Source organism: Variovorax sp. KBS0712 (genome assembly GCF_006323185.2).
In the GTDB taxonomy this organism is placed as follows: Bacteria; Pseudomonadota; Gammaproteobacteria; order Burkholderiales; family Burkholderiaceae_C; genus Variovorax; species Variovorax boronicumulans.
In genome coordinates, this window is sequence record NZ_VCCD02000005.1 from 234,365 (window position 1) to 249,230 (window position 14,866).

Sequence of the window (14,866 nt, forward strand, 5' to 3'; positions counted from 1 at the left end):
TCCTGTTTAAGTAGCGGGTGACGCGGGGCTCGCCGGGCCGGCCAGGAGGGCCGTCCGCGCGAGCGCGTCCTGCACGGAAATGGCGAGCACGTGCCGTGCATCGCGCGCGGCCAGATGGCACGCGAGCACGACGGCGCTCATGTCGGCCGCGGCCCCCAGGTGACCCAGGGTGGCGCAGACGGAGAGGTTGTTTTCGAAGGGCACGTGCGGCAGCCGCTCCTGCACGAGCTTGGCCACTTCGGTGACGCGGCTGGTGCGGTGGTCGGCGTCGCTCACGACCCAGTCGACCTGGGCGGTCTCGAGCGTCGAGGTGGCGAGCAGGTGCTGGGCGAAGCGATCGAGCAGGCTCGCATCGGGTGTGCGCGCGGTGTCGGCCGAGGCCTCGCGCTGGCCGCTGGCGCTGCGCGACAGGCGCACGGCCTCGGCCGGTGCCAGCAGTGCATCGCCGGCGCGCACGAGCAGCAGGCCCGCGGCGGCTTCACCGGGCACGCGGCCCTTGCGGCGCGTGGCGGTGTACAGCAGGCCGTCTGCCTCCCAGCGCGCGATGCTCGCGTCGGACACCGAGGAGTCGGCCGCCAGCGCGATCCACAGCGCGGGCCTTTGCTCGCGATGCAGCGACAGGCTGATGCGGTCGAGCAGCGCCATGCCGGACACGCCGTCTTCGCTCTTGAAGCAGTCGACGTGCCAGCGCTGCGACGCATCGCCCTCGCGCACGCGCTGCTGCACCCACTGCGTGGCGATCGCGCGTTCGCTCTCGCTCCATGCGCCCGGCAACAGCAGCGAAATGCTCAGCTGCGGCGCCGCCGCCGGCCCCGGGATGACGCCGCCGCTGGACACGAAGCGCCCGGGCGCGCGCACCGCGAGCGCATCGCCCGCGTTGGCGATGGCTTCGGCCGCGGACGCCAGCAGCTCCTGCAGCACGTCGGACATCAAGTGGATCGCGCGCAACCGGTCGTCGGGCAATGCATCGACATCGAAAGCTTCGCCAGCCGGTTGCAGGCTTTCGCGCAGGTGCTCGCGCAGTTCGTTCTCGTCGATGCCTTCGACGCGGCCCGCGATGACGGGGAAGCCTTCGCCGTCACGCAGTTCGGGAACGATCTCTGGCGTCTGCGCCTGGCCGATCGCCGTGGCCACCGTGTCGGCATCGCTGCCGCGCGGCGTGCGAAGGGCGAAGGCGAGCACGGCCATCTGCAGGCGCTCCTGCGACGCCTCGGTTGCTACGGCATTCGATGAGGCCGCGGCGCCTGCGGCCACTGTTGGCCCAGCTGCGGGCAATGCAGCAGCGGGTGCAGCCGTGAAGATGCGGCGCAGCACCACATGAAAGAGCATCAACGCCAGCGGCAGCACGACAAGGTAGAGCACGATGTCGCTCGTGCTCGGCATGCGCGCCGTGTACTGCCAGTAGACGATCACGAGCACCCACACCGTGATGAACACGGCGCAGGCCAAAAGAACGGGCTTGATCAGTCGCGACAGCATCCGGAGTTTTCGAACGCTTGCGTCACGCAATGGCGATGGCAGCGGCCCACGCGGTCGCGTGACCGCATGCCATGCCTGCAGCCGAAGAAGGAGACACCGCCGTCATTCGGACGCGGAAGCGATCTGACTGGACAACAGCCTGCAACCGCAGGCCGCCCGGTCGCCGTGGCGCGCCACGCGACGGCCATCGATCGACACGCAGTCGCTGCCCGTCACGATGGGGTTGATGCCATGGCCGGGCCGCGGGCACGACACCATGTCGCCGATGCGCGCCACGCGCCGTTCATCGATGTGCGTGTTTTCGGATGCGGTGATCACGAAGCCACCGTGGTCGGTCTTGTCATGCAGAACGATCCACGGGCGGTCGTTGTCCGCCTCGGGTTGATCCTCACCCATTTGAACTCTCCCCCTTGATTGCCTCGTGGTGTGCCGGTGCGACAGATGTCGTCTCGGCATTCAGTTGCGTGACAATTTAAATCCCGGCTTGCGGTACTCCACGTGACCGTAATCCCTGAAGGACCATCGACCACCCCACACCAAGCCCACGGACTCGGCCGCTTCGCCATAGAGGCGATAGCCTTCCATGGCCCATGGATCTTTTTCAGAGATCACCAGCTTGCCATTGCGATAGAACGCGTTGTCTGCCGCAAGTCCATACTGATGATAGCTTTGATTGGCCTTCGCCATGGTCACTGTATTGCCCAATGCAGCGAGTTTGGCTTGTCGTTCGGGGCTGCGATAACCCTCGAGCAATGCGAGGTCGTAGCCGTGCTTTTCTTTCATGATCTTGTAGACGAGCAGCAAACGATTACGAAAGTCCACATCGAGAACAGCCCAGTCCCGACTGCCTTCTTTCGTGAGCGGACGAATCTGCTCGACCTCTGCGGTGGCAAACACCTCGGGCGGCAACGGCTGTGGCGGCACCAGCTGCTCGCCCTTGAGCAAGGCCTCGATCTTCGGATCGCTTGTGGCGGCCCAGTCGTCGAAGAACAGAACCCGGCCACTTCCGAAAGTCACACTTAACAACACCGGCACGATAAGCAGACCCATGCCCGACAGCAACAAGTAGCGATGCCTTACGGCAAAAGTACGCACTCCCGAGCCGCTGTCGCGCATCAACTGAAAACTTGCTTCGGACACAAAACCAAGACGGCGTCCTATTCCAATAAAAAAGAATGCAATAGCAGTAGAAATGGAGACCGTCGCTCGCAACACACGGTCACGAAAAGAAGGGAACAAGAAGATGGCAAGTGCTGCCACCATCAAGGCAAAATAACAAAAGAGAGTGAAGAAGATCAACGGTGTTCAATGAGAGCCACTCAATTGTATGAGTCGCTTAAAAATTTGAACCCATCGCACGCAGCACCTTGTTGCATCCCAATTGCGATATCGCGTTGATCACGCCACATAAAGCCGAGGGGAGAAATCACATGCCCGCAGCCAGCCGGACCACCCATCCATGATGGGCGCGTCAGACGCCCACAAGGACCGCCCGAGCCTGCTCGGTTCGAGCGCCCCCACCGCGGCCACATCGACCGCCGCACCCGGCGGCGAATCCACGCGGGTGCTCGCACAGTTCGGTGGCCGCGAGAGCGGCGCGCGTTCCTTCTTCGCACGGCCCGGCGTGTGGGCTTCGCTCGCGGTGTTGATCGGTGTGGCGGGTGCCACGACCTACCACCTGCAATCGAAGCGCGCGGATGCAGCAGCCACGACCGTGGCGGCAGCAACGCCTGCGCCGGTTGCAGCGCCTGTCGCCAAGGAACCACCGAAGCCCGACGCGCCTGTTGCCGCCGCTGCACCGGAGCCCACGCCCGCACGCATCATCGAAGGCGACAGCACGCCGCCGCCGACACCACAACAGCAACAACAAGCCTCCACGCCGTTCGCAGCCATCGGTGCGCAGCCCATGGCTGTGCCGCCGGCCGCGAAGCCTGCGCGCGTTGCTGCGGCCTCCCCCTCGAAGAAGGCAGGCGCCGACAGCAAGGCCAGCGCCGCAGTCGCGAAGAAGCCGGAGCGCATCGCGTCGGGTTCGAAGAAGCCCGTGCGCACGGCCGCGAACGGCAAGCCCGTCAAGACCGCTGCCAACACCAGCAAGGCAACGAAGCCCGCCGCGCGCACCGACCTCGCGCAGACGGCGGCACGGCCGAAGGGGCCCGATCCCGACACCGACCTGCTGACCGCACTGCTCAAGCGCAGCAAGACCTCCGACCCCGCACCGTCGGCGCAGGCCACTGCCGCAACGGCGGACTGCAAGCCAGGCGCACCTTGCAAACCTTGAGCATCCGAACCTGAGCGAATTCCCGATGCCTTCCGCTGACCGCAGCGCCCTGTGGGCCGAGCTGAGCCAGACGGCGCGGCTGTATCGCCTCGAAGCGCCGAGTGCTTCGTCGTCCTCCAACAGTGTCGCGCGCGAGAGCATCGACGCCTTGCGCGTGGAAGGCTGGGTGCAGCGCGAAGCGGTGTCGCAGCTGTTCGAGTTGCGCATCGTGTGCCTGAGCCTGCGCGCGGACCTGGCGCTGTCTTCGCTGATCGACCAGCCGCTGACGCTGGTTACGGTGCTGGCCAATGGCGCGCTCGCAAAGCGCACTGGATTGATTCGCGCAGTCGAGTCGCTCGGCTCCGATGGCGGCCTGGCGCGCTACCGCCTCACGCTCGTGCCCTGGCTCTGGCTGGCCACCCAGCAAGGCCGAAGCCAGGTCTTCCAGCAGCGCAGCATCGCAGACATCATCGAACGCGTGCTCGCGCCGTATGCGGATGCGGGCAGCTGGGCCTTCTCCTCCGAAGTGAACGGCTTCCTCGCCGACGCCCCCGTTCGCACCTACTGCACCCAGTACAGAGAGAGCGACTACGACTTCTTCTCGCGCCTGCTGGTCGAAGAAGGCCTGGCCTGGCGCATCGAGGAAGACGCCCAGGCCCCGACGGGCCACAAGCTCATCATCTTCTCGTCGAACGACACCCAGCCCGCCGATGCAGGCTCGCCCGTTCGCTTTCACCGCAAGAGCTCCCAGGAGCGCAGCGACGCCGTGCAGGCGCTGGTGCGCCGCATGCGCCAGTCGGTGGCCCAGGTGCACCTGAGCGCCTGGAACGTCGACGGCAAGCGCCAGCTCACAGGCAGCGCACCCGCGCGCTTTCCCGTGGGCGGCAAGAACGCCCCGCGGCTGGAATACGACGACGTGCTCGGCCTGAACGACCGCAGCCGCGGCTGGGACACCAACCGCACCGTCGAGCGCTACGCGGCCCTGATGATGGAAGCGGCCGAATGCCGCGCCGACCTGATGCTGGGCCACAGCACCGTGCGCACCTTGCGCGCGGGCACGCGCCTCGAGATCGACGACGCGCCCGCACTCGGGCTGCAGGCCAAGCCGGCACTGCTGCTGGACACCATCGAGCATGTGGGCATCAACAATCTGCCCAAGGACACGGCGGCGTCGATTGCGGCGCAGCTGGGTGCGCTGACGGAGCACCTCGTGTTCGACCAGCCGTGCGCCCCTGTGACGGCCGAGGCCGATGTGTTCGGGCTGGTGTCTGCAGCCACCAGCGCAGGCAACAACGACAACACCATCTATCCGCAGCCCCAGAGCCTCGCCACAGCCCAGGCCCAGGGCTACGCCAACAGCTTCTCGGGTGTGCACGCCCCACGCCCCTGGCGCCCCGCCTTGGCCGCGGCCGACGGTGCCCGCCTGCACGCCAGGCCCACGGCCAGCGGCGTGCACAGCGCCATCGTGGTCGGACCTTCGGGCGAGACCTCGCCCAATGGCGCCGACGAGCTGTACTGCAACGACCGCGGCGACGTGCGCGTGCGCTTCCACTGGCAGAACGGATCGAACGACAACGGCAACAGCAGCAACGGCGACAACGCCCAGGACAACCGCAGCACCCGCTGGATCCGCGTGGCCCAACGCCAGGCGGGCCCCGGCATGGGCTGGCAGTGGCTGCCGCGCATCGGGCAGGAAGTGCTGGTCAAGTTCGTCGACCTCGATGTGGACCAGCCCGTCATCGTCGGCGCGCTGTACAACGGCCGCGGCGACGGTGGCCTCGCCCCCACGCCCGGTGGCGCATCGCGCACCGATGAGAACAGCGAACAGGGCAACGACAGCAACGACGTCTTCGCCCAAGCCGGCAACGCCTCGCCCAGCGCCCAGGCCAACCTGGCAGCGGGCCACGCCCCGCCCTGGCACGGCGCCAGCGCCGACGACAAGGGCCACCGCAATGCAGCGGCCCTGAGCGGCTTCAAGACCAAGGAGTTCGGTGGCGAGGGCTTCAGCCAATTGGTGTTCGACGATTCGAACCAGCAGCTGCGCGTGCAGCTGCACGCCAGCACCGCCCACAGCCAGCTCAACCTGGGCCACCTGATCCACCAGGCCGACAACTTCCGCGGCAGCTTCCGAGGCCAGGGCCTGGAGCTGCGCACCGACGGCTATGCCGCCCTGCGCGGCGGCAAGGGCGTCTTGCTGAGCACCTACCACGGCGCAGGCGGCCAGAAGCTCGAACCTGTGGGCGACTTCGCCGCCGGCATGGCGCTGCTCAAGCAGGTGCAGCAGTTGGGCCAGACGCTGAGCGATGCCGCCAGGACCCACGAGACCGTGCAACTGGCCGGGCACATCGGCGCGAACAAGGCCAACGAATCCCAGCTCGACAAGGAACGCGCCCCCTACGCCGCGATGGAGCGCACCGCCAGCGGCATGGCGACGGCCGATGCGCTCGACACCGCCTACGCAGATGCGGCAGACAAGGCCATCGCCACCGGCGAAGGCAAGGTGCCCCACACCAGCGACGCCGTGATCGCACTGGCCGCGCGCGGCGGCCTGGCGATGGTGGCGGGCCAGCAGCTGCAGGTCGTCAGCGGCGAGACCGCCACGCTGGCCAGCGGCGGCGACATCAACCTGGCACTGGCCGACGTGTTGCGCGTGCACAGCGGCCAGGCCATCGGGGTGCTGGCCGGGGCGCAGAAGGCCGATGCAGAAACAGGCCTGTCGGTCATCGCAGGCAACGACGACCTGGACTTCCAGGCGCAGCACGACGAGCTGCGCGTGCAGGCCAAGGAGGCCCTGAAGATCGCGAGCACCGACCAGACGGTGGAGTTCGCGGCCAAGAAGAAGATCCGCATCGCGACGGCGCAGGGCGCGTCGATCACGCTGCAGGATGGGGACATCACGTTCGAGTGTCCGGGGAAGATCACTTATCACTCGGTGCAGCGGAAGTTGGCCGGGCCGACGAGGATGAGCTATCCGCTGCCGGTCGCCCCTGCTTCTGCATTGGAGCCCATCAAGTTTGCACTTTCCCTGCAGGACATTCCGGGGGAGTCAGGTGCAGTCCCGGTGGGCCAGCCATGGCATATCGTGGTCACGGACACCCAAACGGAAGATGGCAGCGTTCCCCCACAAGTGTTCAGCGACGAACACTGGAGTTCCACCCTGGCAACAGGCACCGTCGGTTCGGACGGCCTGATCAAACTCAGTGACGACGAACAACGTTCCGTTCATCAAGAAATCGGCACGGGAAAAGTCTGGCTGGTGAGTGGACTGACAGCCATGGTGCTGAAGCCTGCCCGCTGGACCGGCGACGAAAAGGGCGTCATGCCGGAGAAGATTCTGGATGCCCTGAATTTCGCAGCGGATGGTCGAGACCTGGATGACATCAAGCGCGATTGGCTCGAAGAACATGCGAAGAGTGACGCTGATGTCCCAGGGCTCAATCCAATCAAGCCAAAAATCGACGCCTGATCTCCATCTGGCGACGAGCAATCAAGAGGTTATCTCTGAATGACCGATTCAATCGATCAGTACACCGCACAGATCGTTCCCAATACGAAAGCGACTGTCAGCAATCAGTACTTTGATTTGAACCAGCCCTTCGCCTTCCCCCGCTATGGCAACAAGTGCGCGGGGTATATCAACGGCAAGAGCTACATGAAGGCTGTCGCAGATGCGATCCGCAGTGCAAAGAGCTTCATCATGATCACGGGCTGGCAGCTCGACTATGACGTCGAGTTGGACAATCGAGGCGACCCGAAGCATCCGGGGCGGCTGTCGGAGTTGCTGGCAGATGCCTTGCAACGCGGCGTTCACGTGAGAGTGATCCTGTATGACTCTGTCGTGTACGCCTTGGACACCCATGACGATACGTCGCAGCCCAAGCTGAACAGACTGCCTCCGGGTAAGGGGTCGATTCAAGTGATGCTTCAGAACCCCAACACCGGTCGAAATTCTGTGACGTGGGAGTACTCGACCAAGCGCTCAGTTGGAAAGGCGGCCGACGCCAATATCTTCTTCTCCCACCATCAAAAATCGGTGATCGTCGATGGTCAGATTGCCTTTGTCGGCGGGATCGATCTCGCCTACGGGCGCTGGGACACGGATGCATGCGACGTCGTGATGAATCGCTCCCTGCACGTCATCAACGATGGGTACAACGGACAACTAGACCCCTATCGGGCACCGACCAGCGCAGAGCTTGGATTGACAAAAGAGTCCAATGGACGGCCCGGCTTTGCCCCGCCCTACTCGAGCAACAACAACAGCAAAGAGCGCATGTTCAATGAGGCTACCCAGCCTCGCCAGCCTTGGCAGGACATCGCCATGCGCATCGAAGGCCCGGCGGCTTTCGACGTGTTCGTCAATTTTGTGCTGCGCTGGAACAGCTTCGCGGGAACAGGGACAAACCGCTTCGATTCGGGAATGGACGCAGGATGGTTCGACAGGGCCAAGGGCCCCAGTTACCTGATCGACCCGCTGAAACGAGGCGGCGGCAGCTGCGACGTTCAGATTTGCCGATCGGCCTCCTCCGCCCAACTCAACGACGAAGTCAAACTATGGGGAGATCACTACAAGTACATCAATGACGATTGGAAATCGCCGAATGACAAGCGTCGCAAGGTGGTCCAGGCGGCACGCACTTCGTGGAAAGGAACGCATCAAACGAGTATCCGGGATGCAATGGTCAATTGCATTCGGGCAGCGCAGGCGTTCGTCTACATCGAGAACCAGTTTTTCATGTCAGATTGCGGCACCGATCAGCGAGGGACGGCGTGTCCTTCCAAGAACCCGATCATCAAGGAACTGGCGAATGCCGTGGGGCGAGCCATCTATGCCGGCCGGGCGTTCCACGTGTACCTCGTGTTGCCCGAACACCCTGAGGGTCAGCTTGAGATTGAAGGAACCAAGTCCCAAACCTGGTGGGCCCTGCAGGGCGTGAGCCGCGCCAACAATAGCTTGATCAATCGGATCAACGCGACGATCGTCGCAAAGCACATGAAGGCATGGGGGCTGCGGGAAGCGCCAAAGACCAATCCCGCCGTGCGTGACGTCCTGCAAAAGCATGGGATGCAGGACCAATGGCGCGACTACCTGACCGTACTCAATGTCCGTAACTACGGGCAGAGCGGCAGCAATGTCATCACTGAAATGATCTATGTGCACAGCAAGCTGACCATCGTCGACGATGCTGTGGCCATCATCGGAAGCGCCAACATCAACGACCGAAGCCTGAACGGCAACGGCGACACCGAGCTAGCGGCCGTGGTGGTGGACACGAGCAATGCAGCGATGACCGATGTCGGCGCAGGGGTGCAGTGCATCACGCGAGGCTTCGCACGTGAACTTCGCCTGCAGGCGTGGAAAAAGCACCTGGGAATGTTGGTCGATCGCAAGACCACAGGGGTGAAGAAGCAAGAGGCGCCCGCTGGGGTTGACCTCGAGAAGCCATTGCAAGCCTCGACCATCAAGGGCATTCGTCAACTGGCCGCGAGCAATCGCTCCGTCTACAACGAAGTTTTTCTCCACACGCCACGCGATGCCCACGGCACGCTGACTGAAGGGCGCGTGAAGGGTTTCACGAAGAAATTCAAGGACAAGAATGGGGTGAACAAGGAGTCTTTGACGTTCTCGATGACACCGCCGCTGCAGCCCGCCTTCATGGACCCTCAGGGAAGGCACAAAGCCGGCGAAGCCATGGCCAAGCTCAACGCGGGCATCAAGGGGTTCTGGGTTGAAATGCCATTGGCATGGGGCTCGAAAGAAGGAGCGACACCGAAACCGCCTCAGAACTCGCCTCAGCTTATTGCGGATCACGAGCGTCCGCGCGTCAAGGACACGGAGATGATGCGTGCCTGAAAGCGTGACTGCGACCGATCGTCCCTTGGTGTGTACTGTCGATATCGAAAGTAACTCGAGACATCGAATGGAAGACTTGATTTTTTCTCAGAGGGAGCCGGCGCATGGATAGCCCACCCAACGTCTTGGGTCTGCTGGTTGGAGGCGCTCTACTTTCCGCGAGCGCGCTGTCGGTGTTCTGCACCATCGCTCTGGTCATTCATCGCTTCAGTCCGCATCCTTCGTGGATGCCCTATTTGTCGAAGGCATGGCTGTTCGTGGTTCTTTTGGCCAGTGCCGCCTTGATCTATCTTGTTGCGCGCCACCTGCTCGTCGATGCACGCGATACAGGCGCGCGTCTCGAGACCTACATGGCCGCCGTGACCTTCGCACCCTGCATCGTTTCAGGGCTCGTCGCCCTGTTCCTCAAGCCTTGACGGCCGCCCTCATTCACCCAATGCGCGCAATCGCCGTCCCAGCCGCCACATAGCCCCCCGCCGCCGCCGCCGCCGCGAACACGATGCGCCCAGCGCGGTGCGCAACCACCTGCATCTCCATCTTCATCGCCTCCATCACCGCGATCACCGCGCCTTCGGCGACCTCATCGCCGTCCGCGACTTTCCAGCCTTGCAGCGTGCCCGACACCGGCGCAGCCACAGCAGCGGCATCGGCCGCCGGTGCGTTCGCTACAACGCCAGGCGCAGCAGCACCACCACCACCCTCCGACGCCAACCCACGCAGCAACTCCGCCGGCAGCCCCAGCGACATGCGTCGCCCGTCGATCTCGATGGCCGTGCGGTGCAGCGAGGCATCCGGCAGCGGATCGGGCCGCATGCCTGCCGCCTCGTCGTTCGCGAAGTCCGTCTCGATCCAGCGCGTGTGGACCTTGAAGGCGTCTTCCGACACGAAGTCGGGGTGCGCCATCACCGCGCGGTGAAACGGAAGCACCGTGGCCAAGCCTTCGATGCGGAATTCCTTGAGGGCGCGGCGTGCGCGTGCAATCGCCTGGGCGCGCGTGGCGCCGGTGACGATGAGCTTGGCCATCAGCGAGTCGAAGGTGCCGGGCACCTGCGAGCCGGCGTCGACGCCGGTGTCCACGCGCACGCCGGGCCCCGAGGGAGCGTCGAACACATGGACGGGGCCGGGCGTCGGCAGGAAGCCGCGGCCCACGTCTTCGGCGTTGATGCGGAATTCGAAGGAATGGCCGCGCGGTGCGGGCGTTTCCTTGACGGACAGCGGCAGGCCTTCGGCGATGCGCAGCTGCTCGATGACGAGGTCGATGCCGGTGGTCTCCTCGGTCACGGGGTGCTCGACCTGCAGGCGCGTGTTGACCTCGAGGAAGGAGATGGCGCCGCTCGCGCTCAGCATGAACTCGACGGTGCCGGCGCCGGTGTAGCCCGCGGCCGCGCAGATGTCGCGCGCCGACTGGTGGATGCGCTCGCGCTGCGCGTCGCTCAGGAAGGGCGCGGGCGCTTCTTCGACCAGCTTCTGGTTGCGCCGCTGCAGCGAGCAGTCGCGCGTGCCGAGCACGACGACGTTGCCGTGCGTGTCGGCGACGACCTGCGCTTCGACGTGCCGCGGGCGGTCGAGGAACTGCTCAACGTAGCACTCGCCGCGGCCGAAGGCGGTGATGGCTTCGCGCACGGCCGATTCGTAGAGGCCTTCGACCTCGTCGAGCCGCCATGCGACCTTGATGCCGCGCCCGCCGCCGCCGAAGGCCGCCTTGATGGCGATCGGCAGGCCGTGCTGTTCGGCAAAGGCGAGCACCTCGCCCGCGTTGCTGACCGGGTCGGCCGTGCCCGCGACGAGCGGTGCGCCGACCTTCAGGGCGAGCTTGCGGGCCTGCACCTTGTCGCCCAACGTGGCGATGGCCGAGGGCGAAGGGCCGATCCACGTGAGGCCGGCGTCAATCACCGCCTGCGCGAAGGCTGCGCTTTCCGAGAGGAAACCGTAGCCAGGGTGCACGGCGTCGGCGCCGCTGCGCTTGGCGATGGCCAGCAGCTTGGGAATGTTGAGGTAGGTGTCGGCCGGGCGGTGGCCGTCCAGGCCGTAGGCCTCGTCGGCGCGGCGCACGTGCAGCGCATTCAGGTCGGGATCGGCGTAGACGGCGACCGACTGCACGCCGTGGTCGGCGCAGGCGCGTGCGATGCGCACGGCGATTTCGCCGCGGTTGGCGATCAGGACTTTTTTCATCGCGGGACTCTCGATCTCAAAGTTCGATGGCGCCGTGGGGGCCGGCCATCGGTTGGAAGCGGACGCGGGCGTTCACGGGGATCTGCCCCGCACGGTCCAGGTGGTGGGTGGCAACCGACGCGATCACGGGGTAGCCGCCGGTGAGCGGATGGTCGGCCAGGAACAGCACGGGCTGGCCGCTGGGCGGCACCTGGATCGAGCCGCGCGCCGTGCCCTCGCTGGGCAGCTCGGCGGCGTTGGCACGCACCAGCGGCGCTTCGCCGTTCAGGCGGATGCCGACGCGGTTCGACTGCGGCGTCACCACCCACGGCTGGCTACACAGGCGCTCGACGGCGTCGGCGGTGAACCAGTCGGTGCGCGGGCCGAGCACGATGTCGAGCACGACCTCTTCCTGCACGGTGGGCAGGTCGGTCGGTGGCACTTCGTTGGCGCCGACGACGGCGCCGGTGGCGACGCTACGCACAGGCAACACGTCGCCCGCCACCACGGCCGGCGGGCCGATGCGGGCGAGCGTGTCGGTCGCGCAGCTGCCGAGCACGGGCGCCACGGCAAAGCCGCCGCGCACAGACAGGTAGCTGCGGATGCCGGCGACGGGCTCGCCGACAGTGACGGTGTCGCCATCGGCCAGCGCGACGGGCTGGTAGCGCGGCAACGGCCATTGCGCGCCGTCGGCACGGGTCAGCGCGAGCGGGCCGTCGGCGCCAGTGACAGCGATCACTGCGTTGCCGCGGCAGACGAACTGGAAGCCGCCGTAGGCGAGTTCGAGGCAGGCCGCATCCGACGCATTGCCGACCAGTCGATTGGCCGCCTGCAGCGAGCGCTGGTCCATCGCGCCGGAGGCGGACACGCCCTGCCGCGCCTGGCCATGGCGGCCGCCGTCCTGCCACAGCGCTTGCAAGCCAGCAGCGCGAACCTCGAAGGCGCTGCCGCCTTCGACGGCCGCAGGCGCGGGAGCCGCAACCACGGGCTCGGCCACCGGCAACGCCACCTTCAACGACGAGGCATCGACAAAGCGCACCGCATCGCCGGGCTGCAACAGCGCCGGCGTTTCGCGCGACAGGTCCCACATGGGTGTGTCGGTCACGCCGATGATCTGCCAGCCGCCGGGGCTGGCCTGCGGGTACACGCCGCTGAAGCTGCCCGCGAGGCCGACCGCGCCGGCCGGGATGCGCGTGCGCGGCACCGCGCGACGCGGCACGTTCAGGCTCGGGTGGCCGCCGCTCAGGTAGGCGAAGCCGGGCGCGAAGCCGGTGAAGGCGACGGTGTAGTCGCTGCCGGTGTGGCGGCGCACCAGCTCGTCGGGCGTGATGCCGAGCAGCCCGGCCACTTCGGCGATGTCTTCGCCGTCGTAGCGCACGGGGATCTCGATGCGCTTGTCGATGCGCGTCTCGCGGGCGTCGAGCTTTCGTTGGCGCACGGCGTGCGTCAATGCAGCCGCCGACAGCACGGCGGGGCGGAAGGTGATGAGGATGGTGCGCGCGGCGGGCACCAGCTCGTCGATGCCGGCGAGAGGCTCTGCGCGCAGCGAGGCCAGCAGCGCGAGCGTCTGCGCCAGGTCGTCGAGCTCGACCAGCACGGCATTGAGGTTGACGCGAAGAAAGCGCATCGAGGTCGTCATGCGATGCGGGCCTCGGCGAAGGGGCGGATCGTCACGCCGGCCTGCACGAGCCGCTCGCGCATGCGGCGCGCCATCTCGACCGCGCCGGGGCTGTCGCCGTGCACGCAGATCGAATCGGCGCGGATGCGCACCACGCTGCCGTCGATGGCGGTGACGGTGCCTTCGTTGGCCAGCCGCAGCATGCGCTCGGCCACGTCGGTCGCGTCGTGCAGCACGGCGCCGGGTTCGCGGCGCGACACCAGCGTGCCCTGCGGCGTGTAGGCGCGGTCGGCAAAGGCCTCGGCCACCACGCGCAGGCCCTGGGCCTCGGCCCAGCCCACGAGCGGCGAGCCCGCGAGCGCGACGAGCACGAGGCTGGCGTCGATCTCGCGCAGGGCGGCGATCACGTCGCGCGCCTGGCGCTCGTCGTGCGCGATGGTGTTGTACAGCGCGCCGTGCGGCTTCACGTAGCGCACCTCGGTGCCGGCCGCGGCGGCCAGGCCCTTCAGGGCGCCGATCTGGTAGATCACGTCGGCGCGCAGGTCGGCGCTGTCGACGTCCATGCTGCGGCGGCCGAAGCCGACGAGGTCGCGGTAGGCCACGTGGGCGCCCACGGCCACGCCGCGTTCCTTCGCCTGGCGCAGCGTGCGCAGGATGCCCGCCGGGTCGCCGGCGTGGAAGCCGCAGGCCACGTTGGCGCTGCTGACGATGTCGAGCATGGCGGCGTCGTCGCCCATGCGCCAGACGCCGAGGCTTTCGCCGAGGTCACTGTTCAAGTCGATGTTCATCGGGGGTCTCCGGCGTGCACGCACGCCTCAGGAATCAATGCAGCCGGCCGGCGGTTTCGCGCACGTCGTTGCGCACGGTGAGCGCGGTGCGGATCGCCACGCGGAAGGCCTCGACCTGCGCGGCCAGCGCCATGCTCGCCACGCCGGGTTTCGAGGCAGCCTGCTCGGGCAGGTAGGGCACGTGGACGAAACCGCCGCGCGTGTGCGCCAGCGCCGGGCGCGTCGCGAGCCTGTGCATGAGCGCGTAGAAGATGTGGTTGCACACGAAGGTGCCGGCGCTGTTCGACACGGCCGCGGGCAGGCCCGCCGCGCGCATGTCGCGCACCATGGCCTTGATCGGCAGCGTCGAGAAATAGGCCGCCGGGCCGTCCCTGACCACGGGCAGGTCGATGGGCTGCTGGCCGGCGTTGTCGGGAATGCGCGCGTCGTCGATGTTCAGCGCGGCGCGCTCCATCGAGATCTCGGTGCGCCCGCCCGCCGCGCCGATGCACAGCACCAGCTGCAGCGGCGGGCCGATCAATGCAGCGTCGAGCGTGTCGATGGCGCGGCCGAACACGCAGGGCAGCTGCACCGCCTGCACCACGGCGCCTTCGCAGCTCCAGCCGTCGAGCGCGCGGGCGATCTCCCACGCGGGGTTGACCGGGTCGTTCTCGAAGGGCTCGAAGCCCGCGAGCAGCACGCGGCGTGCCTTGGCATCGGTGGCGGTGGTCATGCGCGGT

General features: G+C 66.5%; 11 protein-coding genes. 4 read left to right on the forward strand and 7 right to left on the reverse strand.

From position 1 onward, the window contains the following. Window positions 1-6: 6 nt before the first annotated feature. From FFI97_RS31780 to FFI97_RS31790, 3 genes are all read right to left on the reverse strand, one after another. Entirely contained in the window at window positions 7-1,479 is a 1,473-nt protein-coding gene (locus FFI97_RS31780; protein ID WP_139700656.1) for a hypothetical protein, read from the reverse strand. Between the two features lie 102 nt (window positions 1,480-1,581). After that, a complete protein-coding gene (locus FFI97_RS31785; protein WP_062481115.1) occupies window positions 1,582-1,875 on the reverse strand; it encodes a PAAR domain-containing protein in 294 nt (97 codons plus the stop codon). A gap of 60 nt (window positions 1,876-1,935) precedes the next feature. After that, window positions 1,936-2,778: a M15 family metallopeptidase gene (locus FFI97_RS31790; RefSeq protein ID WP_370681903.1), complete on the reverse strand. Its 843-nt coding sequence runs from the start codon at window positions 2,776-2,778 to the stop codon at window positions 1,936-1,938. Between the two features lie 160 nt (window positions 2,779-2,938). On the opposite strand from FFI97_RS31790, the gene FFI97_RS31795 reads away from it, so the two are divergent. The 4 genes from FFI97_RS31795 (at window position 2,939) to FFI97_RS31810 (ending at window position 10,006) form a co-directional block, all read left to right on the forward strand. Further along, window positions 2,939-3,757, forward strand: a complete 819-nt coding sequence (locus FFI97_RS31795; RefSeq protein ID WP_139700658.1) for a hypothetical protein — start codon at window positions 2,939-2,941, stop codon at window positions 3,755-3,757. Between the two features lie 25 nt (window positions 3,758-3,782). After that, on the forward strand, window positions 3,783-7,202 hold the full coding sequence (locus tag FFI97_RS31800; protein WP_139700660.1) for a type VI secretion system Vgr family protein: 3,420 nt from the start codon (window positions 3,783-3,785) through the stop codon (window positions 7,200-7,202). Between the two features lie 39 nt (window positions 7,203-7,241). Then, window positions 7,242-9,590 carry a phospholipase D-like domain-containing protein gene (locus FFI97_RS31805; protein WP_139700661.1) on the forward strand — a complete coding sequence of 783 codons (2,349 nt, stop codon included), beginning with the start codon at window positions 7,242-7,244 and terminating at the stop codon, window positions 9,588-9,590. Between the two features lie 104 nt (window positions 9,591-9,694). Beyond that, a complete protein-coding gene (locus FFI97_RS31810) occupies window positions 9,695-10,006 on the forward strand; it encodes a hypothetical protein (RefSeq protein WP_139700663.1) in 312 nt (103 codons plus the stop codon). Between the two features lie 13 nt (window positions 10,007-10,019). Here the strand turns inward: FFI97_RS31810 and FFI97_RS31815 are convergent, their stop codons facing one another. Genes FFI97_RS31815 through pcp form a run of 4 tightly spaced genes read right to left on the reverse strand, consistent with a single transcriptional unit; the run spans window position 10,020 to window position 14,859 of the window. Further along, the gene (locus FFI97_RS31815; RefSeq protein ID WP_139700665.1) at window positions 10,020-11,762 is read right to left on the reverse strand and encodes an acetyl/propionyl/methylcrotonyl-CoA carboxylase subunit alpha; all 1,743 of its coding nucleotides are present in this window, start codon (window positions 11,760-11,762) and stop codon (window positions 10,020-10,022) included. A gap of 16 nt (window positions 11,763-11,778) precedes the next feature. Beyond that, the gene (locus tag FFI97_RS31820; protein ID WP_139700829.1) at window positions 11,779-13,368 is read right to left on the reverse strand and encodes a 5-oxoprolinase/urea amidolyase family protein; all 1,590 of its coding nucleotides are present in this window, start codon (window positions 13,366-13,368) and stop codon (window positions 11,779-11,781) included. 8 nt (window positions 13,369-13,376) lie between these two features. Continuing rightward, a complete protein-coding gene (locus FFI97_RS31825; RefSeq protein ID WP_139700667.1) occupies window positions 13,377-14,147 on the reverse strand; it encodes a LamB/YcsF family protein in 771 nt (256 codons plus the stop codon). 34 nt (window positions 14,148-14,181) lie between these two features. Next, on the reverse strand, window positions 14,182-14,859 hold the full coding sequence (gene pcp, locus FFI97_RS31830; RefSeq protein ID WP_139700669.1) for a pyroglutamyl-peptidase I: 678 nt from the start codon (window positions 14,857-14,859) through the stop codon (window positions 14,182-14,184). Window positions 14,860-14,866 lie beyond the last annotated feature (7 nt).